The 23,026-nt window shown below is 71.3% G+C and carries 18 protein-coding genes and 1 riboswitch; of the genes, 14 read left to right on the forward strand and 4 right to left on the reverse strand.

Features of this window, described 5'->3' with window-relative positions:
- Positions 1-303 precede the first annotated feature (303 nt).
- Genes ACIHCL_RS08315 through ACIHCL_RS08325 form a run of 3 tightly spaced genes read left to right on the forward strand, consistent with a single transcriptional unit; the run spans position 304 to position 3,601 of the window.
- On the forward strand, positions 304-1,386 hold the full coding sequence (locus ACIHCL_RS08315) for an ABC transporter ATP-binding protein (protein ID WP_399858436.1): 1,083 nt from the start codon (positions 304-306) through the stop codon (positions 1,384-1,386).
- Positions 1,383-2,213, forward strand: coding sequence for an ABC transporter permease (locus tag ACIHCL_RS08320; protein WP_399858439.1), 831 nt, complete (start codon positions 1,383-1,385; stop codon positions 2,211-2,213). The genes ACIHCL_RS08315 and ACIHCL_RS08320 overlap by 4 nt, the downstream gene beginning before the upstream one ends.
- Complete coding sequence (locus ACIHCL_RS08325) at positions 2,210-3,601, forward strand: DUF6895 family protein (RefSeq protein WP_399858442.1); 1,392 nt, start codon at positions 2,210-2,212, stop codon at positions 3,599-3,601. The genes ACIHCL_RS08320 and ACIHCL_RS08325 overlap by 4 nt, the downstream gene beginning before the upstream one ends.
- Before the next feature lie 1,401 nt (positions 3,602-5,002).
- Here the strand turns inward: ACIHCL_RS08325 and ACIHCL_RS08330 are convergent.
- The 4 genes from ACIHCL_RS08330 to gcvT all read right to left on the reverse strand — a co-directional run bounded on the left by ACIHCL_RS08330 (position 5,003) and on the right by gcvT (position 9,532).
- The gene (locus ACIHCL_RS08330) at positions 5,003-6,385 is read right to left on the reverse strand and encodes an L-serine ammonia-lyase (RefSeq protein WP_399858444.1); all 1,383 of its coding nucleotides are present in this window, start codon (positions 6,383-6,385) and stop codon (positions 5,003-5,005) included.
- A 240-nt stretch (positions 6,386-6,625) separates the two neighbouring features.
- Complete coding sequence (gene glyA / locus ACIHCL_RS08335; RefSeq protein WP_399858447.1) at positions 6,626-7,885, reverse strand: serine hydroxymethyltransferase; 1,260 nt, start codon at positions 7,883-7,885, stop codon at positions 6,626-6,628.
- A gap of 19 nt (positions 7,886-7,904) precedes the next feature.
- Positions 7,905-8,282 carry a glycine cleavage system protein GcvH gene (gene gcvH / locus ACIHCL_RS08340; RefSeq protein ID WP_399858449.1) on the reverse strand — a complete coding sequence of 126 codons (378 nt, stop codon included), beginning with the start codon at positions 8,280-8,282 and terminating at the stop codon, positions 7,905-7,907.
- A gap of 134 nt (positions 8,283-8,416) precedes the next feature.
- Positions 8,417-9,532 carry a glycine cleavage system aminomethyltransferase GcvT gene (gene gcvT / locus ACIHCL_RS08345; RefSeq protein WP_399858450.1) on the reverse strand — a complete coding sequence of 372 codons (1,116 nt, stop codon included), beginning with the start codon at positions 9,530-9,532 and terminating at the stop codon, positions 8,417-8,419.
- A 144-nt stretch (positions 9,533-9,676) separates the two neighbouring features.
- A riboswitch (glycine riboswitch) is annotated at positions 9,677-9,774 on the reverse strand.
- Positions 9,775-9,928: 154 nt separating this feature from the next.
- On the opposite strand from gcvT, the gene ACIHCL_RS08350 reads away from it, so the two are divergent.
- The 11 genes from ACIHCL_RS08350 (at position 9,929) to ACIHCL_RS08400 (ending at position 22,903) form a co-directional block, all read left to right on the forward strand.
- Entirely contained in the window at positions 9,929-10,636 is a 708-nt protein-coding gene (locus tag ACIHCL_RS08350; protein WP_399858452.1) for an AAA family ATPase, read from the forward strand.
- Between the two features lie 36 nt (positions 10,637-10,672).
- Positions 10,673-11,443 carry an enhanced serine sensitivity protein SseB gene (locus ACIHCL_RS08355; protein WP_399858453.1) on the forward strand — a complete coding sequence of 257 codons (771 nt, stop codon included), beginning with the start codon at positions 10,673-10,675 and terminating at the stop codon, positions 11,441-11,443.
- Positions 11,444-11,618: 175 nt separating this feature from the next.
- Positions 11,619-12,392, forward strand: a complete 774-nt coding sequence (locus ACIHCL_RS08360) for an enhanced serine sensitivity protein SseB C-terminal domain-containing protein (protein ID WP_399858455.1) — start codon at positions 11,619-11,621, stop codon at positions 12,390-12,392.
- 828 nt (positions 12,393-13,220) lie between these two features.
- The gene (locus tag ACIHCL_RS08365; RefSeq protein WP_399858457.1) at positions 13,221-14,225 is read left to right on the forward strand and encodes an ABC transporter permease; all 1,005 of its coding nucleotides are present in this window, start codon (positions 13,221-13,223) and stop codon (positions 14,223-14,225) included.
- Between the two features lie 95 nt (positions 14,226-14,320).
- Positions 14,321-16,096: an ABC transporter substrate-binding protein gene (locus ACIHCL_RS08370; RefSeq protein WP_399858458.1), complete on the forward strand. Its 1,776-nt coding sequence runs from the start codon at positions 14,321-14,323 to the stop codon at positions 16,094-16,096.
- Positions 16,097-16,266: 170 nt separating this feature from the next.
- On the forward strand, positions 16,267-17,268 hold the full coding sequence (locus ACIHCL_RS08375) for an ABC transporter permease (RefSeq protein WP_399858461.1): 1,002 nt from the start codon (positions 16,267-16,269) through the stop codon (positions 17,266-17,268).
- Positions 17,265-18,362 (forward strand): ABC transporter ATP-binding protein, encoded by a 1,098-nt coding sequence (locus tag ACIHCL_RS08380; RefSeq protein WP_399858464.1) that lies wholly within the window; start codon positions 17,265-17,267, stop codon positions 18,360-18,362. Before ACIHCL_RS08375 ends, ACIHCL_RS08380 begins: the two co-directional genes overlap by 4 nt.
- A 35-nt stretch (positions 18,363-18,397) precedes the next feature.
- A complete protein-coding gene (locus tag ACIHCL_RS08385; protein WP_399858968.1) occupies positions 18,398-19,726 on the forward strand; it encodes an ABC transporter ATP-binding protein in 1,329 nt (442 codons plus the stop codon).
- Between the two features lie 18 nt (positions 19,727-19,744).
- A complete protein-coding gene (locus ACIHCL_RS08390) occupies positions 19,745-20,416 on the forward strand; it encodes a trimeric intracellular cation channel family protein (protein WP_399858467.1) in 672 nt (223 codons plus the stop codon).
- A gap of 85 nt (positions 20,417-20,501) precedes the next feature.
- Entirely contained in the window at positions 20,502-21,374 is an 873-nt protein-coding gene (locus ACIHCL_RS08395; protein WP_399858469.1) for a thioesterase family protein, read from the forward strand.
- 359 nt (positions 21,375-21,733) lie between these two features.
- Positions 21,734-22,903 carry a cysteine desulfurase family protein gene (locus tag ACIHCL_RS08400; protein ID WP_399858471.1) on the forward strand — a complete coding sequence of 390 codons (1,170 nt, stop codon included), beginning with the start codon at positions 21,734-21,736 and terminating at the stop codon, positions 22,901-22,903.
- Positions 22,904-23,026: the final 123 nt, after the last annotated feature.

Consider the following 23,026-nt stretch of genomic DNA (forward strand, 5'->3'; position numbering starts at 1 on the left):
CCGAAGCGGGACGGGACGACGCAGGCCCATCACGGCTGGGCCCCTCAGCGAGAGGGAAAAGACCCGGAGCACGGCGACCAGGGGGCGAGGGGCGGGGGAAGGGAGCCGGAGCGCGACGGCAGGGGGCCGCGGCGAGCGAGGAGCAAGCCGGAGCACGATGGCAGGGCGGTGCGGCAGGACGGGGTGACGACGGACCGCGACGGGACGCCGGCGCAGCCCGACGAGGCGGCACCGGTTCACGGCGGGGCAGCGCCTCGGCCCGACGCGGCACCGGTCCGCGCAGGGACGGCAGCTCAGCACGACGTGGCGACGCCGGATCACGACGCGACGGCGTCGACGCCGGCCTTCGAGATCACCGATCTCGTCGTCCGCCACGGCAGGGTGACCGCCGTGCGCGGTGTGTCGGTCAGCTCGCCGCCGGGCCGCATCACCGCCCTGCTCGGCCCCAATGGGGCAGGGAAATCGAGCCTGTTGGGCGTGGTGTCGACGGCCGCGAGGCCCGACGCGGGCGTCGTCCGCGTCTTCGGCCACGACGTTCGTGACTCGCCGACGGCCGCGCGCCGCCGTCTCGGGATCGTCTTCCAGGAACGCACCCTGGACAAGGAACTCTCGGTCGAACGGAACCTGTGGTTCCATGCCCGGTTGTACGGCATGCAACGGTCCGACGCACACGCCCGGATCAGCCTGCTGCTGGATCTGTTCGGCCTCGCCGACCGCCGACGCCGACCGGTCGAGGAACTCTCCGGCGGACTCGCCAGAAGGGTCGAGATCGCCCGCGCGCTCGTGCACCGGCCGGGGCTGCTCATCCTGGACGAGCCCACCAACGGCCTCGATCCCACCGCCCGCGCCGCCGTCTGGGCCGATCTGCTGCGCCTGCGCGACGAGTTGGGCGTCACCGTCCTGTTCGCGACGCACTACATGGACGAGGCGGAGTACGCCGACGAGATCGTCATCCTGCGGCAGGGCAAGGTCGTGCGGCACGGCAGTGTCGACCGGCTCAAGGGCGGCCTGGAGTCATCCCGTTGCGTGGTCGGCAGCGCGGACGACGAGGCCGCCGCGCGGCAGTTGCGCGCGGCCGGCTTCGAGCCGCTGATCGAACCGGGCGGGGTCGCCGTGCACTGCCCCGACCCCGAGGCCCGGATCGCGGAAGTGGTGCGGGCGCTGGACGTCTCCGTACTGACGGTGTCCGTGCACCACCCGTCCATGAACGACGTCTACCGGGCGGTGGCCGGGGAGAGCGTGTCGGCGTCGGAGGGGGCGGTGGCCGGGGAGAGCGCGGTGGCGTCGGAGGGGGCGGTGGCCGGGGAGAGCGCGGTGGCGTCGGAGGGGGCAGTGGCCGGGGAGGACGAGGTGCGTCAGCGGCCGGAGGAGGCGATCACGCCATGACCACGGCGAGCACCCGCGTCCCGTCCCTCGACGCCGAGGCAAGCACGGGAACCGGGGCAGAGGGCGCCGACGGCCCGTTGCGGGTGGCACTGCGCGCCATCGGCGTCATCGCCCACCGCGACCTGCTGCGGCAGGCCAAGCAGCCCGGCGTGCTCATCAGCCAGGGCGTGCAGATCCTCTTCTTCGTCCTGGTCTACGCGGTCGGCTTCGACGGAATGATCGGCTCGGTCGGCGGCGTACCGTTCAGCGCCTATGTCTTTCCCGGCATCATCGCCATCCAGGTCGTGTCGATCGGCGTCGCCTCCGGTCAGACTTACGCCTGGGACCGCGAGTACGGGGTCCTGCGCGAACTCCTCGTCGCACCGGTCCCCCCGGTCTGCCTGCCCCTCGGAAAGGTCGTCGCGGGGGCCGGGACGGTGACCGCGCAGAGCACGGTGATGCTCGCCTTCTCCCCGCTGATGGGCGTGGACCTGACGGTCGGCCGGTTCATGGCCGCGGTCGGCTGCTACGCCCTGGCCGCCACCGTCTTCAGCGTCATCGGCCTCTGCCTGGCCACCCTGATCACCCGGGTGCAGACGCTCCAGGCCACCGTCCAACTCGCCATGTTCCCCATGCTGTTCCTCTCTGGTTCAGTCTTCAGCCCGCGCGACGTCCCGGCCTGGCTCGGGTGGATCATGCACGTCAACCCCATGACGTACGCCGTCGACCTGGCCCGCCAGACCCTGCTGGACGGCAGCGGGCTGCTGCCGCGCTGGGCCGATCTCGGCGCGCTCGCCGCGATCCTCGCCGTCGCCATGACATTGCTGCGGCTGCGGAGCGGGCGGTGAACGGCGCGATGGCCGAGGCCGAGGGCGGCGGGGCCGATTGGCCGGTACTCCCCGCGCACGCCGGGCGTACGGGCGAGGCGTTCCTGACCGAGGAGGAGGCGGCCCGACGGGTGCTGGCGGGGGCGCTGGAGTGGATCGAGGCACAACTGGACTGGTTCGCTCCGCGACGCTGGGAGGAATACCTGCCCCGCCGCCCCTTCCGGCCCGGCCCGCTCCTCGAACTCCTCGGGCTGGTAAGGAGCCTGGACCGCTCGGGCATCATGCCCGTCACCGCGCCCCTGCCGTCCCGCGCCCTCGACCTCGCCGAGGAGACCGTCCGCGAGCCGGAGTTCGCGCGAGGTCTGCGCCGCGGCGACGCGTTCTTCCCGTACCACCTCAATCTGACCGCGCTCCTGGAGCTCCTGGGCCGCCCGCACCCCGCGCTGCGCGCGGCCTGCCAGGCGCTGCTCGCGGCAGACGTGGGCGGCCACTGCCGGCCGTACAAGCCCGTCCTCTCCCGGATCGAACTGCGCTACTTCGCCGACCGTGGTGGTTTCACGGCCCCCGACGGGCTGCCCGGCCTTCGGGCGCTCCACCGCGAGAGCATCGCCGCCAGGGGCGCGGACGTTCTCCAGTTGACGGGCGACGAGACCTACGCGCTCACCCATGTCCTCTTCTACGCGACGGACTTCGGCCACCAGCACCTCCCGCCCCACCGGGGCGGGACGGTTGCACGGTTGCGCGAGACGGTGCGGGTGCTGCTCGGCGTCCATCTCGCGCGCGGCAGCCTGGACCTCTTGGCCGAACTGCTGCTGTGCGACACGGTTCTGGACGCGGGCCGGGAAGCCGGGCCCGATCCCCGGCGCGGTCAGGTCCGGGCTCCGGGCCGATGGCGACGGGCCGGCTGGAACGCGCTGGCCGCCGCCCAGCGCGCGGACGGCGCCGTACCCGGTCCGGTGCACCGCCCCGAGATCCTGGCCGGACTGGTGGGGGACAAGTCCGCCGCGTACCTCTTCGGCACCTGCTACCACACTACGCTCGCCTCGGCCCTCGCCGCCGCGTCGCGGAAGCCGGGCAGTGCGCCGGTCACCGCGGCTCCCCTGCGTCCGTCGGGCTCCACCGGGCCCCCGCTGCCCCGTGCGCACCCCGAGGAGATCCGGCGATGGGTACGGACGGAGACCGTAGCGGCCCGGACCGCCTCGCCCGCCGTGCGTGCGGAACTGGCCGCGTGCCTCGACCCCCTGCTCGCCCTCGCCGTCCAGGCCCGCGACCTCGCCGTCCTCACGGACGTCGTACGCGCCGCCGAACGCCTCGGCCACGGGGGCGGGCCCCTGGTCCGTTCGGCGGCGACCCTCCTCGCGGCCTGGGGGTCGGGGCCGGTGCCGATGCCGGGCGGTGGGGAGGAGTGAGGGGAACGAGACGCGGCCCCTTTGCCAGAGGCGGCCATTCCGAGGCCGGAACGCCCGCGAGGTGACCCCCGCACGGGCCGGGCCGCGGACGGAACGACCTGTGTCCGCATGCGAGGGCCGGGACGTCGGACAGCGGATGCCGTCACAACGTGTCCGGATCCGGGACTCTTAGGCCCCGCTCGCCGTGCGGATGATGAGCCCATTCCCCGATGCGCCGTCGTGACCGGACTGCAGCGCGTGCTCAAACGGTTGTTCTGGTGAGCATTCCGCTTCGGGCCGCGATTATGGCCAGGTGGCCGCGAAGGGCGCCCCTCGTTTCTGTCGGGATCTCCGTCCCGAGCGATCGGATGGGCTGGCGAGCGGCCCGGTCCAGCTCCGTCGCACTGTCGCCGATGCGGGAGATGATGTGCAGTCGCAGCTCAGCCACGACGCCTTGGCCGAAGTCCACGCCCCCCTGCTGCGACTGACCGCCGTGGGCCGTACGTACAGGGATGGCTCATCCCGTGCTCGGTCACCCTGGAGGTCGGTGCCGGCGAACTGGTCGTGATCACGGGCGAGAACGGTTCGGGCAAGTCGACTCGCTGCGACGGCCCAGGTCCTGGCGAGCCTTCCGGTGACGATTCCCGTGCTCCTGCTCGTCTTCGTGTGTGCGACGGCCCGGGGCGCGGTGTGGCGCGGGCCGGTGCTGGTGGACCGGCCGACGGTCACCTGGCTGCTGAAGACGCCCGTTCGCCACGTCCCGGCCCGGCCAGGGCAATCCGCCCTGGTACCCGGCGCCCTGCTGTACGCGGGGATCGGCGCCGGCCTGGCGGTGTGCGCCCTTACGGGCGGCGCCTGGGCCGGTCCGGTCGTGCTCGCCGGGGCGGTACCCGCGTTCGTCGCCGCAGCCCTCATCAGTTCGTATCGGGGCATGGTGCCCGCGCACATCCTGATCGGCGCCCAGACACCGATGGGCAACACCGGCCCTGTCCAGATCCTCGTGTGGTACCTGCGCGGACCGCTGGCCGCGCTGCTCGTCATGACGCCCGTGCTGGTGAGCGTGATCCGACCGGCACGTACTGCCTGCTCCAGGCCCTCGGACAACTGGCGGCCGGTGCCGCCGGGCTCTGGTGGGCCCGGCACACGGCGCACCGCCTGCACGGTGCATGAGCCGACCGCCCGTGGCACGGGTCAGAGAGCCGCCCGCCCTTCCTCCTCGCCCCTGGGGAGGCCCGTTCCCGGTCCTGGGAAGGCCCCGTTGATCTCGGCAGCGGACACACTCCTCCTCGGCGGACCGGGGCTCGGCGCCCTGGCCACCGACGCGCCCGCGGCCCCCAAGGGCCGCAACGACAACCGCGCCGGGGTGACCGACACCGGTCACCCCGTCTTCGCCGAGCGCTCGGTCCCCAAGAGCTGCCCCGCTCAGCACTCGATGATGTTCACCGCGAGACCGCCGCGCGCGGTCTCCTTGTACTTCACGCTCATGTCCGCGCCCGTCTCCTTCATGGTCTTGATGACCTTGTCCAGGGAGACCTTGTGGCTGCCGTCGCCGCGCAGCGCCATCTTCGCCGCCGTGACGGCCTTGACCGCGGCCATGCCGTTGCGCTCGATGCACGGGATCTGGACGAGACCACCGACCGGGTCGCAGGTCAGGCCGAGGTTGTGCTCCATGCCGATCTCGGCGGCGTTCTCGACCTGCTCGGGCGTGCCGCCGAGGGCCTCGGCGAGGGCGCCCGCGGCCATGGAGCAGGCGGAGCCGACCTCGCCCTGGCAGCCGACCTCGGCGCCGGAGATGGAGGCGTTCTCCTTGAAGAGCATGCCGATGGCCCCGGCGGCCAGCAGGAAGCGGACGACGCCGTCCTCCTTCTCCGCCTCGGTGGCGCCGCCGGCCGCGAAGTTCATGTAGTAGTGCAGCACGGCCGGAATGATCCCGGCGGCGCCGTTGGTGGGCGCGGTGACGACCCGGCCGCCCGCCGCGTTCTCCTCGTTGACCGCCATCGCGTAAAGGGTGATCCACTCCATCGCGTGGGTCTGCGGGTCGCCCTCGGCGCGCAGTTGGCGGGCGGTGGTCGCGGCGCGGCGGCGGACCCTGAGGCCGCCGGGCAGGATGCCCTCGCGGGACATGCCCCGCGCGACACACGCCTGCATGACGCGCCAGATGTCCAGCAGGCCCGAGCGGATCTCGTCCTCGGTGCGCCAGGCCTTCTCGTTCTCCAGCATCAGCGAGGAGATGGACAGCCCGGTCTCACGGGAGAGCCGCAGCAGTTCGTCCCCGGTACGGAACGGATGCTTCAGCACGGTGTCGTCGAGGACGATCCGGTCCGCGCCGACCGCGTCCTCGTCCACGACGAAGCCGCCGCCGACCGAGTAGTACGTCTTCTCCAGCAGCGTGGCACCGTCGCGGTCGAAGGCGAGGATCGTCATGCCGTTGGCGTGGTAGGGGAGGGCCTCGCGGCGGTGCAGGACCAGCTGCTCGTCGGCGTCGAAGTCGATCTCGTGCATTCCGAGGAGGTTGATCCGGCCGGTGGCGCGGATGTGCTCGACCCGCTCGTCGGCGGTCTCCACGTCGACGGTACGGGGCGACTCGCCCTCCAGGCCGAGCAGGACGGCCTTGGGGGTGCCGTGGCCGTGGCCGGTCGCGCCGAGCGAGCCGTACAGCTCCGCCCGTACCGAGGCGGTGTGGGCGATCAGGCCCTCGTTCTTCAGGCGGCGCGCGAACATCCGGGCGGCGCGCATCGGGCCGACCGTATGGGAGCTGGACGGGCCGATGCCGATCGAGAACAGGTCGAAGACCGAGATGGCCACGGGGACTCCTCAGGGTTGGTAGACGTCGTTGTCTGCCGGTGGTGCGGGGTATGGGCCGGTCGGCCCCAGGGGTGCGGGGCGGCCGGGGCCGAAGAGCAGGGGGCAGGGGTCAGGGGGCGTGGGAGGGCGGGGACGGGGGTGGGGGATGGGGCACCGCGCGCACTGCCCAGTGTGCGCGGTGCCCCGCCCGAGAGATCGCGGACCGCGACCCGGACCACTCCGGGACGGCCCGTGCCCGGCCTAAGACAGGCCGGGGTACAGCGGGAACTTCTCGGCCAGCGCGACGACACGGGCCTTCAGGGCCTCGGCGTCGTAGGACGGCTTCAGCGCGGCGGCGATGATCTCCGCCACCTCGGTGAAGTCCTCCGTGCCGAAACCGCGGGTGGCCAGCGCCGGGGTGCCGATCCGCAGACCCGAGGTGACCATCGGCGGCCGAGGGTCGTTCGGGACGGCGTTCCGGTTGACCGTGATGCCGATCTCGTGCAGCCGGTCCTCCGCCTGCTGGCCGTCCAGCTCGGAGTCGCGCAGGTCGACCAGGACCAGGTGGACGTCGGTACCGCCGGACAGCACGGAGACACCGGCCTCGGTGACGTCCGGCTGGACCAGGCGCTCGGCGAGGATGCGGGCACCGTCCAGCGTGCGCTGCTGGCGCTCCTTGAACTCCTCGCTCGCCGCGACCTTGAACGAGACCGCCTTGGCCGCGATCACGTGCTCCAGCGGGCCGCCCTGCTGGCCCGGGAAGACCGCCGAGTTGATCTTCTTGGCCAGTTCCTGCGTCGACAGGATGACACCGCCGCGCGGACCGCCGAGCGTCTTGTGCGTGGTGGTCGTGACGACGTGGGCGTGCGGCACCGGGTTGGGGTGCAGGCCGGCGGCCACCAGCCCGGCGAAGTGCGCCATGTCGACCATCAGGTAGGCGCCGACCTCGTCCGCGATCCGCCGGAAGGCGGCGAAGTCGAGCTGGCGGGGGTACGCGGACCAGCCGGCGACGATCAGCTTCGGCTTGGCCTCCTTGGCCAGGCGCTCGACCTCGGCCATGTCCACGATGCCGCTCTCGTCGACGTGGTACGGGACCACGTTGTAGAGCTTGCCGGAGAAGTTGATCTTCATGCCGTGGGTCAGGTGACCGCCATGGGCCAGATTGAGGCCCATGATCGTGTCGCCCGGCTGCAGCAGCGCGAACATCGCGGCGGCGTTGGCCTGCGCACCGGAGTGCGGCTGGACGTTCGCGGCCTCGGCGCCGAACAGTGCCTTGATCCGGTCGATGGCGATCTGCTCGACGACGTCGACGTGCTCGCAGCCGCCGTAGTAGCGGCGGCCGGGGTAGCCCTCGGCGTACTTGTTGGTGAGGACGGAGCCCTGGGCCTCCATCACCGCGACCGGAGCGAAGTTCTCCGACGCGATCATTTCGAGGGTGGACTGCTGTCGGTGGAGCTCGGCGTCGACGGCGGCGGCGACGTCCGGGTCCAGCTCGTGGAGTGAGGAGTTGAGAAGCGACATCAGGGGGTCCCTTGGGGTCTCAGTTGCCGGAGAACTCGGTGTACTCGTCGGCGGAGAGCAGGTCCTTCGGCTCCTCCGCGATACGTACCTTGAACAGCCAGCCGCCTTCGAAGGGAGCGGAGTTCACCAGCGACGGGTCGTCCACGACGTCCTGGTTCGCGGCGGTGACCTCGCCGGTCACCGGCGAGTACAGGTCGCTCACCGACTTGGTCGACTCCAGCTCGCCGCAGGTCTCGCCCGCGGTCACCGTGTCACCGACCTCGGGGAGCTGTGCGTAGACGACGTCACCGAGCGCGTTGGCGGCGAACTCGGTGATGCCGACCGTGGCCACACCGTCCTCGAGGGCCGACAGCCACTCGTGCTCCTTGCTGTAACGCAGCTGCTGGGGGTTGCTCATGACCTGAATTCTCCTGTACGAGGGGGAGTGCTGATGAACAGTGGTCTTACGGTGTGAGACGCGATTACGTCACGTTCGGAGCGGGCGGACGCCGTCCGCGGCGCCGGAACCGCTCGGGGCGCCGCGGACGATCGTCACTTCCGGCGCTTGTAGAACGGCAGCGCCACGACCTGGTACGGCTCGTGGTTGCCCCGGATGTCCACCCCGACGCCCTCGGTGCCGGGCGCGGCGTACTCGGCGTCGACGTACGCGATGGCGATCGGCTTGCCGAGGGTGGGCGACGGGGTGCCCGAGGTCACCTCGCCGACGACCTCGCCGCCGACGACCACGGAGTAACCGGCGCGCGGCACCCGGCGGCCCTCGGCGACCAGCCCGACGAGCTTGCGGGGCGGGACGGCCTCGGCGCGTTCGGCGGCGGCCTCCAGAGCCTCGCGGCCGACGAAGTCGCCCTCCTTCTCGAACTTCACGATCCGGCCGAGACCGGCGTCGAACGGGGTCAGGCCGGTGGTCAGCTCGTGGCCGTAGAGCGGCATGCCCGCCTCCAGGCGGAGCGTGTCGCGGCAGGAGAGTCCGCACGGGACCAGGCCGTGCGGGGCGCCCGCCTCGGTCAGGGCCTTCCACAGCCCCTCGGCGTGCTCGGGGGCGACGAACAGTTCGAAGCCGTCCTCCCCGGTGTAGCCGGTGCGGGCGATCAGCGCGGGGACGCCGGCGACCGTGCCCGGCAGCCCGGCGTAGTACTTCAGGCCGTCCAGATCGGCATCGGTGACGGAGGCCAGGACGGCGGGGGACGCGGGGCCCTGCACGGCGAGCAGCGCGTACGCGTCGCGGTCGTCGCGCACCTCGGTGTCGAAGCCCTCGGCCCGCGCGGTCAGCGCGTCCAGCACGATCTGGGCGTTGCCCGCGTTGGCCACGACCAGGTACTCGTGCTCGCCCAGCCGGTAGACGATCAGGTCGTCGAGGATGCCGCCGTCCTCGGCGCAGATCATCGTGTAGCGGGCGCGGCCGATGGCGACGGTGCCGAGGTTGCCCACCAGGGCGTGGTTCAGGAAGGCGACGGCCTCGGGGCCGGTGACGGTGATCTCACCCATGTGCGAGAGGTCGAAGAGGCCGGCCTTGGTACGGACCGCGTTGTGCTCGTCGCGTTCGCTGGCGTACCGCAGCGGCATGTCCCAGCCCGCGAAGTCGGTCATGGTCGCGCCCAGCGAACGGTGCAGGGCGTCGAGGGCGGTGCGGCGGGGGGCGGTGGTCATGGTGTGGCTCCCGGGGCATGACGGCGAGGACGAACCCTCCCCATCTGTCATCGGAACCTGAGAGGTTCGCCGAAAGCCCCCGAAGGGTCGGGTTCGGCTTGCACCTTGGGTGGAGCCGCGAAGCGGCCCGCTTTTCAGATCTGCCTCATCCACACGGTACGGGGCCTGAGAGATTCAAGGGAGGATCTTGCTCCTTCGGCGCCCGGCCCACACGGCGACCGGAACTCTCCCGTGCGGATTCAAACGGCCTTTATGCAGTTGGCCGGGCCATCATCGCACGCATCGGGCCGGAGTGGGGCCCCGGTCCCCGGGGCAGTCCAACGGCGTGGACGGTTGTGCCGCATTACCTCTTCTTTACACTTCGGCCATGAGCGGACATCCAGCAGGGGGAGGGCGATGACGTTACGGCGGTACGCGACGATCGCGGGGGCCGGGCACGGCGCGCTGCCCGCGCGTGCCGGGGCCCCGGCAGGGCACATGCTCGCCGGACCCGCGCCGGTGGTACGCGACCTGCGGCGACGCGGCGGGCGTGCGCCGCGGAGCCTGGACTTCGCGGTGGGCGACGTGGTGGTGGTCTCCGGGCTGCCCGGCAGCGGCAAGTCCACGCTCATACGGCGGGTGGCCACGGTCCGCACCGTCGATTCCCAGGACACCCGGGACCGCTGGGCGCGGTCGGTGCCCCGCCTGCTCCCGTACGTCCTCTACCGCCCCCTCGTCCGCCTCGCCCACTACGTGGGGCTGCGGCGGGCCCTGTGCTCGGGCGAGTCAGTCGTCGTGCACGACTGCGGAACGCAGGCGTGGGTACGCCGCTGGCTGGCCCGGGACGCGCGGCGCCGGGGCCGGGACCTCCATCTGCTCCTGCTCGACGTCACACCGCAGACCGCGAGGGAGGGGCAGCGGGAACGCGGCCGGGGCGTGTCCGGGTACGCGTTCGCCCGGCACCGCAGGGCCGTGGGCCGGCTGCTCCGGGACGCCGAGAAGGGGCTGCTGCCGTCCGGCTGCGCCTCGGCGGTGCTCCTGGACCGGGAGGCGGCCGGGCTGCTGGACCGCATCACATTCACCGGAGCCCGCTCGGGCCCGGGCATGTCCCGGGGCGGACGTTAACCTTCTGCCGGAAGGCTCGGGCGAGAAGGGGAAGCAGTGGACGTTCCGGCGCAGGTCCAGTCCCATCCGGAAAACGGATGGCCGGCCAATGAGCTCGAAGAGGTGCTGGCGGCCTCGGTGGGTGCGACGGAGGCCGGCGGGCGCCTCGTCGAGGTGCTCGGGCGCAGCCATGTCTGGGTGCCGCTGCCCAACGGTGGCAGCACCGAATCCACGGACCTGGACCTGCCGGCGCTGGAGATCGACGGGGCCGCGTTCGTCCCCGTCTTCAGCTCCGAACAGCAGTTCCTCGCCTGTGTCGGTGACCGGATGCCCTACACGGTCGCCCCCGCCGTCGAATTCGCCCGCGGCCTGCCCCCGCAGCTCGGCATAGCCGTGAACCCCGGGGGCGCGGTCGGGATGCCGCTGCCGCCGCCCGCCGTGGCCGAGCTCTGCCGGGCCGGACGCACCCAGCTGGACGGACCGGCCACCGGTGGCCGGGTCCGCCTGTACGAGCCGGACTGGCAGGAGGAGCCCGTCGACTTCCTCGCCGCCGCCGCCGGGGAGTTCGAGGAGAGCGGTGTCGTGCTCACCGCCCGCCGCGCGCTGGCCAGCGTCGAGGGCGGGGAGCCCGTTCTCTTCGTCGGCGTCGAGTTCATCACCTGGGACGAGGCCGCGCGCGACGTTCCGATGAACGCGCTGGGCCGTGCGCTCGGCCGGGTGGCGGTGCCCTGGCCGGTCAACCTGGTCCTGCTCGACGTGGCGCAGGATCCGGTCGGGGACTGGATGCGGGAGCGGATCCGCCCCTTCTACCAGCGCGTGCAGCGGTAGCGAACGCCTGTGCGGGGTGTGCGCGGCGTGGACCACCGTGCCGGCCCACGGCGTCAAGTCGGTGTCAGGAGCGGGACATAAGCTGGTTTCATGGCGGGTGCCGGGTCATCGTGCCGCACCCGTGTACCCCGGGAGCGACGGGTCGGCACAGTGGATCGAAGAGGGGCGGGACCAGGTGAGTGCGTCAGGCACCGCGGCGGCCGGGCAGGTCGAGCACATGCTGCGCCAAGTGATGCCCGGGCGCTACGACGCGTACGAGGCGCTGCTCCAGGCGCTCGCGAGCGGCCGGATCTGGATGCTTCTCTGGAACGGGCAGGCCGGTTCGCCCGACGCCCAGTACGGGAACATGGAGATCGACGGCCTCGGGTACGCCCCCTGCGTGACCTCCGCCCAGGAGCTTTCGGCCAGCGGCTGGGCCCGGGCGCATGAGGTGGTCACCGGCCTCGACATCGCCCGCGCCCTGTTTCCCGACCGCTGGGGCATCTGGCTCAACCCGCACGCCCCGGGCGGCGGCGTCGGCGTCCCCTGGCTGGATCTGCGCCGGATCGCGACCGGCCTCGACCGGATGCCCGCCGGCCCGCTCCGGCTCACCGAACCGGCGATCGAGATCCCGCAGTTCTACGCCCTGCTCGCGCAGAACGCCCATCACACCCCCGCGGTCCGCTCGCTGCGCCGCGCCTGGGTGCAGCCCGCGCTCGGCACGCCGTACCTCGCCATCGGCCTCGATCTGTACGACATCAGCCCGCCGTCCGTCGAGGTGGTGCGCGCGATGATGCGGCAGTCGGTCGCCGCGGTCCCGGAGGGGCTGCCCGTCTCCACCGTCGCGATGTCCGACGAGTACGACCCGGTCGCGATGTGGCTGCGCGCCAACTCCCGTCCCTTCTACGACCGCGAGGCCCACGCTCCGGCGGCCGGCTACGGCTATCCGCCGCCGCGGGGCGCGTACTGACACCGGTCCTCCGCGGGACGTACGGCGTACCGCGAACCGCGCGGCGGCCTTCGAGCGGGCGCTCACCGAGCCTTCGCGCGCGTGCGCACACCCACGGCCCTTCGACCTTCGGAACGCCGGGCCTCCGCTCGCGTACACGCACCCGCGCGTCCACGCCCTGGTCCTCGAAGCCGGGCCCCGCGCGGCCGACGCGGACCGTCGCCGCGGAGGCGTACGGCCGCCGACCCCGACTCCTCGCCCAGACCCGGCTCCTCGCCCAGACCCGGCTCCTCGCCCAGACCCGGCTCCTCGCCCAGACCCGGCTCCTCGCCCGGTCCCCGGCTCCTCGCCCGGTCCCCGGCTCCTCGCCCGGTCCCCGGCTCCTCGCCCGGTCCCCGGCTCCTGGACCGGCCCCGTTCCGTCGGCGCCAGGGTGGCTTCGGCAGTCTCAAGTACCCGTGATCGGCCGCGAGTTGACCACACCCGCCACATCCGTAACACAGCCGTCCGGCCAGGATGACCGGAACGTGTGATGCGCACTGCGGATATCGGACATGTTCGTTCAGGGGCCGTCTGATGGTGAAAGTGGGGGCTATGGGGGCAGTCATCCCGTTGAACCGCAACTGACCGGTGTTCGACGGGCGTTCATGCCCGTCCGGATAACGGATCACCCCGGCCCGCATCACGGTTAGGCATCCATTCGCCTGTCGGTATGGCTAGCCCGCGCGGCGGCGATGAAGACTCCCGCAGCAAGGGCGTCTTGCCGCTCCGCGTACGACTTGACTGATCCGTGCCGCCACAGCGGCCAGTTCGGCCCGGCCACCGCCGGTTGAGAGGGGTCCTTGCCACGATGACGGCACCATTGCATGAGCCGACCACGGAAACGGATCCGAACGCGACCGGCGGGCCCGCGGCCGACTCCGGGGCGAGGAAGGTCGAGGGCCGGTCCCTCAAGCAGATCGCCTGGAACCGCCTCAAGCGGGACAAGGTCGCTCTGACGGGTGGCATCGTCGTCCTCTTCCTGATCGCGGTGGCGATCTTCGCACCGTTGATCGTCTCCCTGCTGGGGCACCCGCCGAACGACTTCCACCAGGACAAGCTCGACCCGCTGACCAACCTGCCCGCCGGCCCCCTCGGCGGTATCAGCAGCGACTTCCTCTTCGGAGTCGAGCCCAACAAGGGACGCGACGTCTTCAGCCGGATCGTCTACGGTGCCCGGATCTCGCTGCTCGTGGCCTTCCTGGCGGCCCTGGTCGCCGTGGCGCTCGGCACCCTCTTCGGGATCGTCGCCGGTTACTTCGGCGGCTGGATCGACGCGCTGATCAGCCGGGTCATGGACGTGCTGCTCTCCTTCCCGCAGCTGCTCTTCATCATCTCCCTCGTCTCGGTCCTCCCCGACGACCTGCTCGGCCTCACCGGCAGTGGGGTGCGCATCGCGGTACTCGTCGCCGTCATCGGCTTCTTCGGCTGGCCGTACGTGGGACGCATCGTCCGAGGGCAGACCCTCTCGCTGCGCGAACGCGAGTACGTGGAGGCCGCGAGGAGCCTGGGCGGCGGGCGAGGCCACATCCTCTTCCGCGAACTGCTGCCGAACCTGGTGGCGCCGATCACGGTCTACGCGACGCTCATGATCCCCACCAACATCCTCACCGAAGCGGCCCTCAGCTTCCTCGGCGCCGGTGTCCGGCCGCCCACGGCCTCCTGGGGAGGAATGCTGCGCGACGCCCTGGAGACCTACGAGCACGACCCGATGTTCATGGTCTTCCCCGGCGTGACGATCTTCATCACCGTACTGGCCTTCAACCTCTTCGGGGACGGGCTGCGTGACGCCCTGGACCCCAAGGGGACCCGATGACCCACGACTTGCCCCTGCCGCATCGTCAGGTGGCTTCTCCCATGGTTCTCCGGCAAGCAACAGCCTGGAACCGCGATCTCGGAGGTTGCGAGAATATGTCCACGGTTTCTACGAAACGACGGCTCACCGCTGGTGCCGCCCTCGTGGTCGCGGCGCTGATGACCACTACGGCCTGCGGCGGCGGCGGTGACAGCGACGGCGACGGCGGCAGCGCGAAGGGCGCGGGCTTCAACGCGGCGTTCAACAAGGTCGCCAATCCGTCCACCAAAACGGGCGGAACGCTGAAGATGGTCGGCAAGCAGGACCTGGACTCGGCCGACCCGCAGCGTGCCTACTACGGCATGGCCTGGGACTTCATGCGCTTCTACACCCGCCAGCTGGTCACGTACGACACCAAGCCGGGTGTCGCCTCGACCAAGCTGGTCGGCGACCTGGCCACCGGCCCCGCCGAGATCTCGGACGACGGCAAGACCTACACCTACAAGCTGCGTGACGGCCTGACCTGGGAGGACGGCTCCAAGCTGACCTCCAAGGACGTCAAGTACGGCATCGAGCGCATCTGGGCGACGGACACCATCACCGGTGGCCCGCAGTACCTGATGCAGACGCTGGACCCGAAGGGCGAGTACAAGGGCCCGTACAAGGACTCGTCCCCGGACAAGCTCGGCCTGAAGGCGATCGAGACACCCGACGACAACACCATCGTCTTCAAACTGCCCAAGCCCAACGGTGACTTCGAGCAGTTCCTGGCCATGCCGTCCGGGTCGCCGGTGAAGGCGTCCGAGGACACCAAGGCCAAGTACACCCAGCGGCCGTTCTCCTCCGGCCCGTACAAGTTCGAGTCGTACAAGCCGAACAAGAGCATCGTGCTCGTCCGCAACGACAAGTGGCAGAAGTCCTCGGACCCGGTGCGCGCCGCGCTCCCGGACAAGATCACCGTGACGATCTCCGCCAACCTGGAGGAGAACGACAAGAAGCTGATGGACGGCGACTACGACGTCGACCTCAACGGCACCGGCATGACCCAGTCCGGCCGCGTCACCGCCATCCAGAAGCACAAGGACAGCGTCGACAACATGCAGACGTCGTTCGTCCGCTACGTCGCGCTGGTCCACGCCGCGAAGCCGTTCGACGACGTCCACTGCCGCAAGGCCGTCTTCTACGCCACGGACTTCGCCGCCCTCCAGCAGGTCCGCGGCGGTGATGTCGCCGGTGGCGCGATCGCCAACAGCGCCCTCCCGGCTTCCATCAAGGGCCACAGCGACTACGACCCGTACGGCGTCCTCGCCCGCAAGGGCAAGCCGGACCTGGCCAAGGCCAAGGACGAGCTGAAGCAGTGCGGAAAGCCGGACGGCTTCGCCACCAAGCTCACCGCCCGCAACAACAACCCGGGCGAGGTCGACACCGCCGAGGCGCTCCAGGCGCAGCTCGCCAAGGTCGGCATCAAGGTCGCGGTCGATCCGATCAACGGTGCCGAGGCGGCCAGCATCAGCGGTTCGCCGTCGGTGGTGAAGCAGCGCGGCTACGGCATGACGATGAGCGGCTGGGGCCCGGACTTCCCGTCCGGCCAGGGCTTCGGCCAGCCGCTGTGGGACAGCCGCTTCCTCTCGGAGACCGGCAACTACAACGAGTCGCAGCTCGAGGACCCGCAGATCGACAAGCTCTTCGACCAGGCGATCGCGGAGACCGACGCCGACAAGGCCGGTGAGATCTACGGGCAGATCGACAAGCGGATCCTCGACCAGGCCGACTGGATGCCCTTCATCTACGAGAAGAACATCACCTGGCGTGGCAAGCGGCTGACGAACGTCTACATGTCCGACGCCTACAACGGCCGTTACGACTACGTCTCGCTCGGCGTCGTCAAGTAGTCGCCGTCGCCGGCGGCATCAGCAGCCGCCGGCGACAGCAGCGGCGGCCGATCCGTCGGCCGCCCACCGCTCCACCGCCGCCGAAACCCGCCAGTCCGAAGGGCAGGTGATGGCCGGGGCGATGGCCGGGAACCCCACGAGGGATCCCGGCCACCGCCGGGCCGCGCACAGTGCTTGCTTATCTCATCCGGCGCCTGTTCGCCGTCGTCATCATGGTGCTCGTCGTACTGCTCGCGACCTTCACCATCTTCTTCATGCTGCCCAAGTGGGCGGGTCAGGACGTCGCAGTCCTCTTCGCCGGCAAGGCCACCGGTGCCGAGCAGCTCGCGGGCATCCGGATCAAACTGGGGCTCGACGAGCCCCTCCTCGTCCAGTTCTGGGACTTCATCAAGGGCATCCCGCTGGGGCGCGACTACGCCAACGGTGACGACGTCACCCACTGCGCCGCCCCCTGCTTCGGGTACTCCTTCCGCACCGAGGTGCCGGTCTGGACCACCCTCAAGGACGCCCTGCCCGTCACCGGCGCGCTCGCCGCGGGCGCCTGCGTCCTGTGGCTCCTCGGAGGCGTCGCCACCGGTGTCGTGTCCGCGCTGAAGCGCGGCACCATCTGGGACCGGGCCGCGATGACCACCGCCCTCGGCGGTGTCTCCCTGCCGATCTTCTTCACCGGCATGGTCGCGATGGGCCTGTTCGTGCACACCCTCGGATGGGTGCGCATCGCCGACAACCTCTCCACGGACGACGGCATCGGCGTCTGGTTCCAGAGCCTGATCCTGCCGTGGATCGTGCTGGCGTTCCTGAACGCCGCGATGTACGCCCGGCTCACCCGGGCCACCATGCTCGACGTGCTGGGCGAGGACTACATCCGCACCGCCCGCGCCAAGGGCCTGGGGGAGGGCACCGTCATCACCCGGCACGCCCTGCGTTCCGCGATGACGCCGATCCTCACCGTCTTCGGCCTCGACATCGGCGTGCTCCTCGGTGGCGCGGTCCTGACCGAGTCCACGTTCAACCTCCCCGGTCTCGGGCTCGCGGCCGTCCAGGCCATCAGCGACAAGGACCTGCCCGTGATCCTCGGCGTCACCCTGTTCGCGGCGCTCGCCATCGCCGTCGCCAACCTCGTCGTCGACATTCTGTACGCCGTCATCGACCCGCGAGTGAGGCTGGGATGACCGAACTGCACAAGAGCGGTGCCGTGGCGGGCGAACCCGTCGCGGACTCGCCCGCACCCACCGCCTTCCTGGACGTACGCGACCTGAAGGTGCACTTCCCGACGGACGACGGTCTCGTCAAGTCCGTGGACGGGCTCAGTTTCACGCTGGAGAAGGGCAAGACCCTCGGCATCGTGGGCGAGTCCGGCTCCGGCAAGTCCGTCACCTCACTGGGGATCATGGGCCTGCACACCGCCGGTCAGTACGGCAAGCGCAAGGCTCGCCTCTCGGGCGAGATCTGGCTGGACGGCAAGGAACTGCTGACCGCCGACCCCGACGAGGTCCGCAGGCTGCGCGGTCGCAACATGGCCATGATCTTCCAGGATCCGCTGTCCGCGCTGCACCCGTACTACACGATCGGCAAGCAGATCGTGGAGGCGTACCGGGTCCACCACGACGTGGACAGGAAGACCGCCCGCAGGCGCGCGATCGAGATGCTCGACCGGGTCGGCATCCCACAGCCCGACAAGCGCGTCGACAGCTACCCGCACGAGTTCTCCGGTGGGATGCGCCAGCGCGCGATGATCGCGATGTCGCTGGTCAACAACCCCGAACTGCTGATCGCCGACGAGCCGACGACCGCGCTGGACGTCACCGTCCAGGCGCAGATCCTCGACCTGATCCGTGATCTGCAGAACGAGTTCGGCTCCGCGGTCATCGTCATCACCCACGACCTGGGCGTGGTGGCCGAGCTCGCCGACGACCTCCTCGTGATGTATGGCGGGCGCTGCGTCGAGCGCGGACCGGCCGAGAAGGTGTTCTACGAACCCCGGCACCCCTACACCTGGGGGCTGTTGGGCTCGATGCCGCGCCTGGACCGCGATCAGACCGACCGGCTCACCCCGGTCAAGGGCTCCCCGCCGTCGCTCATCAACATCCCGTCGGGCTGCGCCTTCAACCCGCGCTGCCCGTACGCGGACGTGCCCGAGGGTGACGTGACCCGCACCGTACGGCCCGAGCTGCGGGAGGTCGGCAGCCGGCACTGGGCGGCCTGCCACATGTCGCAGGAGCAGCGGGAGCGGATCTGGACCGAAGAGATTGCGCCCAAGCTGTGAGCGAGGACAAGGCCGTGGCGAGCGAGGACAAGGGCATGGCGAACGCGGGCAGGGACACGGAGGTTCCCGGGCAGCGGACCGCCGGGAACGGGGCACCGGCCCAGAAGGGCTCCGCCTCCCGCGAGGTGCTGCTGAGGACGACCGGTCTGCAGAAGCACTTCCCGATCAAGAAGGGGATGCTGCAGCGCACTGTCGGCGCCGTGAAGGCGGTCGACGGGCTCGACTTCGAGGTGCACGCGGGCGAGACCCTGGGCGTCGTCGGTGAGTCCGGCTGCGGCAAGTCGACGATGGGGCGGCTGATCACCCGGCTGCTCGAACCCACCGCGGGGAAGATCGAGTTCGAGGGCCGGGACATCACGCACCTCGGTGTCGGCGCCATGCGCCCGATGCGCCGGGACATGCAGATGATCTTCCAGGACCCGTACTCGTCGCTGAACCCCCGGCACACGATCGGCACGATCGTGGGCGCCCCCTTCAAGCTGCAGGGCGTCACGCCCGAGGGCGGCGTGAAGAAGGAGGTGCAGCGGCTGCTGGAGGTCGTGGGCCTCAACCCCGAGCACTACAACCGCTACCCGCACGAGTTCTCCGGCGGCCAGCGCCAGCGCATCGGGATCGCCCGTGCGCTCGCCCTCAAGCCCAAGCTCGTGGTGGCGGACGAGCCGGTGTCGGCGCTGGACGTCTCCATCCAGGCGCAGGTGGTGAACCTGCTCGACGACCTCCAGGCCGAACTGGGCCTGACGTACGTGATCATCGCCCACGACCTCTCGGTCGTCCGGCATGTCTCCGACCGGATCGCGGTGATGTACCTCGGCAAGATCGTGGAGCTGGCCGACCGCGACTCGCTCTACAAGGCGCCGATGCACCCGTACACCAAGGCGCTGCTGTCGGCGGTCCCGATCCCGGACCCGAAGCGCCGGTCGGCCAAGAGCGAGCGCATCCTGCTGAAGGGCGACGTACCCTCGCCGATCTCGCCGCCCAGCGGCTGCCGCTTCCACACCCGGTGCTGGAAGGCGACGGAGACCTGCCGGACCCAGGAGCCGCCGCTGGTCGCGCTGAGGACCGGCCACCAGGTGGCCTGCCACCACCCGGAGAACGCGCCGGACCAGGTGCCGGGGGAGACGGTGACCCAGGAGGCGCGCGAGGCGGTCGAGATCGTCTCGGTCCGGAAGGCGGAGACCGAGGACGGCGAGGCGGAGGAGCCCTCGGCGCAGTCGCCGGCCGAGGACCGCGCGGAGCCGTCGGCCCAGGGCTCGGCGGCGGACTCCGCGGAGGCGTCGTCCGCTGCCTCTCCGGCTGGGGGGTCGTCGTCGGATACCGGTTCCGAGGAAACGTCCGATACGCCGGAGGACACCCCGAAGAAGTAGTACCGGCACAATTGCCCGGTGCTCAACGAACTGTTCACGCCCTCCGTCCAGCACGCGCTCGACATCGCCGGGATCTTCGTCTTCGCGATCTCCGGCGCTCTGCTCGCCGTACGCAAGAACTTCGATGTCTTCGGCATCGCGGTGCTCGCCGAGGTGACCGCGCTGGGCGGAGGGCTGTTCCGTGACATCGTCATCGGCGCCGTACCCCCCGCAGCGTTCACGGATCTCGGCTACTTCACCACCCCGCTGCTCGCCGCCGTGCTGGTGTTCTTCCTGCATCCGCACGTGGAGCGGATCCAGGTGGCGGTCAACGTCTTCGACGCGGCGGGGCTCGGGCTGTTCTGTGTCACCGGCACGGTCAAGGCGTACGGGTACGGCCTCGGCCTGACCGCGTCGGCGGCGCTCGGGCTGGCCACCGCGGTCGGCGGCGGCGTACTGCGCGACGTCCTGGCCAACGAGGTGCCCTCGCTGCTGCGCTGGGACCGCGACCTGTACGCGGTGCCCGCGATCGTCGGTGCCGCGATGATCGTGCTGTGCATCCGCTTCGGGGCGCTCAACGCGCTCACCAGTGGTGCCGCGGTGATCACCGCGTTCGCGCTGCGGCTGCTCGCGATGCGCTACCACTGGCGGGCCCCGCGCGCGTTCAACCGGAAGTCGTCGACGGCCGAGGAAGGCTCCGCGGTCATGTGACGGGGCTCCCGGCCGTTCCCGGGCCCGCATCTTCCCAAGCCAAAAAGCTACCGCTCAGTAATGTTATCGGTGTACGGTGCATCGCATGGCACAGGCAGCAGAACAAGCGGTACGAACCGCCCAGGCGACCGCGACCGTCGGAAACAGCGAGTTCGACCGGGACACCGCCGTCACCCTTCGCGAGGAAGGCGTCTATGACGCCGAGCTCTCCGCCGGATGGACGATCATCCACGCGGTCAACGGAGGCTATCTGCTGGCCATGCTCGGCCGTGCGCTCGGCGACGCCCTGCCCCACTCGGACCCCTTCTCGATCTCCGCGCATTATCTGACCGCGTCCGTGCCGGGCCCCGCGGTGATCCGGACGCAGACGGTCCGCACCGGCCGCACCCTCTCGACCGGGCAGGCGTCCCTCTTCCAGTACGCGGAGGACGGCACCGAGGTCGAACGCATCCGCGTCCTCGCCACCTACGGCGACCTGGACGCACTGAGCGCCGAGGTGCGCACCTCGGCGAAGCCCCCGGCCATCCCGCCGCGGGAGCACTGCCTCGGTCCCGGCGACGGCCCGGCCCCGATTCCCGGCAGCTCCGCCATCGCCGAACGGATCGACATCAAGCTCGACCCGGCGACGGTCGGCTGGGCGATCGGAGCCCCCTCCGGGAAGGGCGAGATGCGCGGCTGGTTCGGCCTCGCGGACGGTCGCGACCCCGACCCGCTCTCCCTCCTGCTCACCGTCGACGCGCTGCCGCCCACCGCGTTCGAGCTCGGCCTCAAGGGCTGGACGCCGACCGTGGAACTCACCGCACACGTCCGCTGCCGCCCGGCCCCCGGCCCGCTCCGGGTCTCCATCACCACGCGCAACCTCGCGGGCGGCTTCCTGGAGGAGGACGCGGACGTCTGGGACAGCGCGGACCGCCTGGTCGCCCAGTCCCGTCAGCTGGCCCGGGCGCCGCGCGGCTGACGCCCCGGGGCGCCTGGGCGCGTCGGGAGGCCCGCGTCGCCCGCCGGCCGCGTCGTCCAGCCAGTGCAGTCTGCCGATCCTGGAACTTCTCGGGCTGACCCTCGGACCTCCGGGGCAGGCCTGGTCCGCCGACGCCCGCGCGACACCCGCAGCCGGTGCACGCGGGCCGTGCGGGTGCGACCCGATGGGCCCCCGTGCCGTACCGGGCCGAAGGGCGCGCGTCCGGTGGCACGGCCGGGGCGGCCCGTGACCAGGGCGAGCGGCCGGCGGCCCGACCGGTGCGCGGAGCCCGGGCAGCGGTGCGCCGTGCGTACGCCCCGCCGCGCGGGGGCGGGCGGGCTCGTAGAATCGTCCCCACCATGGCTTACCTCGACCACGCCGCGACCACGCCGATGTTCCCCGAAGCAATCGCCGCGATGACCGCCCAGCTCGCCGTCACCGGTAACGCGTCCTCGCTGCACGCCGCGGGGCGCCGGGCCCGCCGTACCGTCGAGGAGTCGAGGGAGACCCTCGCCGACGCCCTCGGCGCACGCCCCAGCGAAGTGGTCTTCACCTCCGGCGGCACCGAGTCCGACAACCTCGCGGTGAAGGGCCTGTACTGGGCCCGCCGCGACGCCGATCCCCGGCGCACCAGGGTGCTGGCCAGCCCGGTCGAGCACCACGCGGTGCTGGACGCCGTCGACTGGCTCGCCGAGCACGAGGGCGCGAACGTCGAGTACCTGCCCGTCGACCACCACGGCCGGGTCCACGCCGACGCGCTGCGGGAGGCGATCCTCCGCGACCCCGACGACGTCGCCCTGATCACCGTGATGTGGGCCAACAACGAGATCGGCACGATCATGCCGGTACGCGAACTAGCCGAGGTGGCCCGCGAGTTCGCCGTACCGATGCATGCCGACGCGGTGCAGGCGTTCGGGCAGCTGGACGTCGACTTCGCCCGGTCCGGGCTGGCCGCCATGACGGTCAGCGCGCACAAGATCGGCGGTCCGTTCGGCATCGGCGCCCTGCTGCTCGGCCGCGAGTACACCCCCGTACCCGTGCTGCACGGAGGCGGCCAGGAACGGCACGTTCGCTCGGGCACCCTCGACACCTCCGCCATCGCCGCCTTCGCGCTCGCCGGACGCCTGGCCGCCGACGGCCGCGAGGAGTTCGCCCGCGAGATCGGCGGGCTCCGTGACGACCTCGTCGCGGCGGTGCGGGCGGCCGTGCCCGACGCCGTACTCGGCGGCGACCCGGTGCCGGGCGGCCGGCTCCCGGCCAACGCCCACTTCACCTTCCCCGGCTGCGAGGGCGACTCCCTGCTCCTGCTGCTGGACGCCCAGGGCATCGAATGCTCCACCGGCTCCGCGTGCACCGCGGGCATCGCCCAGCCCAGTCACGTCCTGCTGGCCACCGGGACCGATCCGGACCTGGCCCGGGGCACGCTGCGCTTCTCGTTCGGCCACACGTCCACCAAGCAGGACGTGGACGAGGTGGCCCGCGCCATCGGACCGGCGGTCGCGCGGGCGCGCACGGCGGGACTCAGCTGAGCGGGCCCGGCGCACACCCCGTACCGGCGCACACCGCGGATGCACGGACCCGGCGAACGCGCGGGTACGGCGGCTTCGGCGGCTTCGGCGGCTTCGGCCGGGCGAACACCCGCCTGCGCGCGG

Origin of the sequence: Streptomyces sp. NPDC052042 (genome assembly GCF_044548345.1) — a bacterium.
GTDB lineage: Bacteria > Actinomycetota > Actinomycetes > Streptomycetales > Streptomycetaceae > Streptomyces.

Coding starts and splice junctions, on each gene's coding strand:
- ACIHCL_RS08320 (WP_399858439.1), top strand. CDS start 1,383: ATGACCACGGCGAGCACCCGCGTCCCGTCCCTCGACGCCGAGGCAAGC.
- glyA (WP_399858447.1), bottom strand. CDS start 7,885: ATGTCGCTTCTCAACTCCTCACTCCACGAGCTGGACCCGGACGTCGCC.
- gcvH (WP_399858449.1), bottom strand. CDS start 8,282: ATGAGCAACCCCCAGCAGCTGCGTTACAGCAAGGAGCACGAGTGGCTG.
- gcvT (WP_399858450.1), bottom strand. CDS start 9,532: ATGACCACCGCCCCCCGCCGCACCGCCCTCGACGCCCTGCACCGTTCG.
- ACIHCL_RS08350 (WP_399858452.1), top strand. CDS start 9,929: ATGACGTTACGGCGGTACGCGACGATCGCGGGGGCCGGGCACGGCGCG.
- ACIHCL_RS08365 (WP_399858457.1), top strand. CDS start 13,221: ATGACGGCACCATTGCATGAGCCGACCACGGAAACGGATCCGAACGCG.
- ACIHCL_RS08370 (WP_399858458.1), top strand. CDS start 14,321: ATGTCCACGGTTTCTACGAAACGACGGCTCACCGCTGGTGCCGCCCTC.
- ACIHCL_RS08380 (WP_399858464.1), top strand. CDS start 17,265: ATGACCGAACTGCACAAGAGCGGTGCCGTGGCGGGCGAACCCGTCGCG.
- ACIHCL_RS08385 (WP_399858968.1), top strand. CDS start 18,398: ATGGCGAACGCGGGCAGGGACACGGAGGTTCCCGGGCAGCGGACCGCC.
- ACIHCL_RS08395 (WP_399858469.1), top strand. CDS start 20,502: ATGGCACAGGCAGCAGAACAAGCGGTACGAACCGCCCAGGCGACCGCG.
- ACIHCL_RS08400 (WP_399858471.1), top strand. CDS start 21,734: ATGGCTTACCTCGACCACGCCGCGACCACGCCGATGTTCCCCGAAGCA.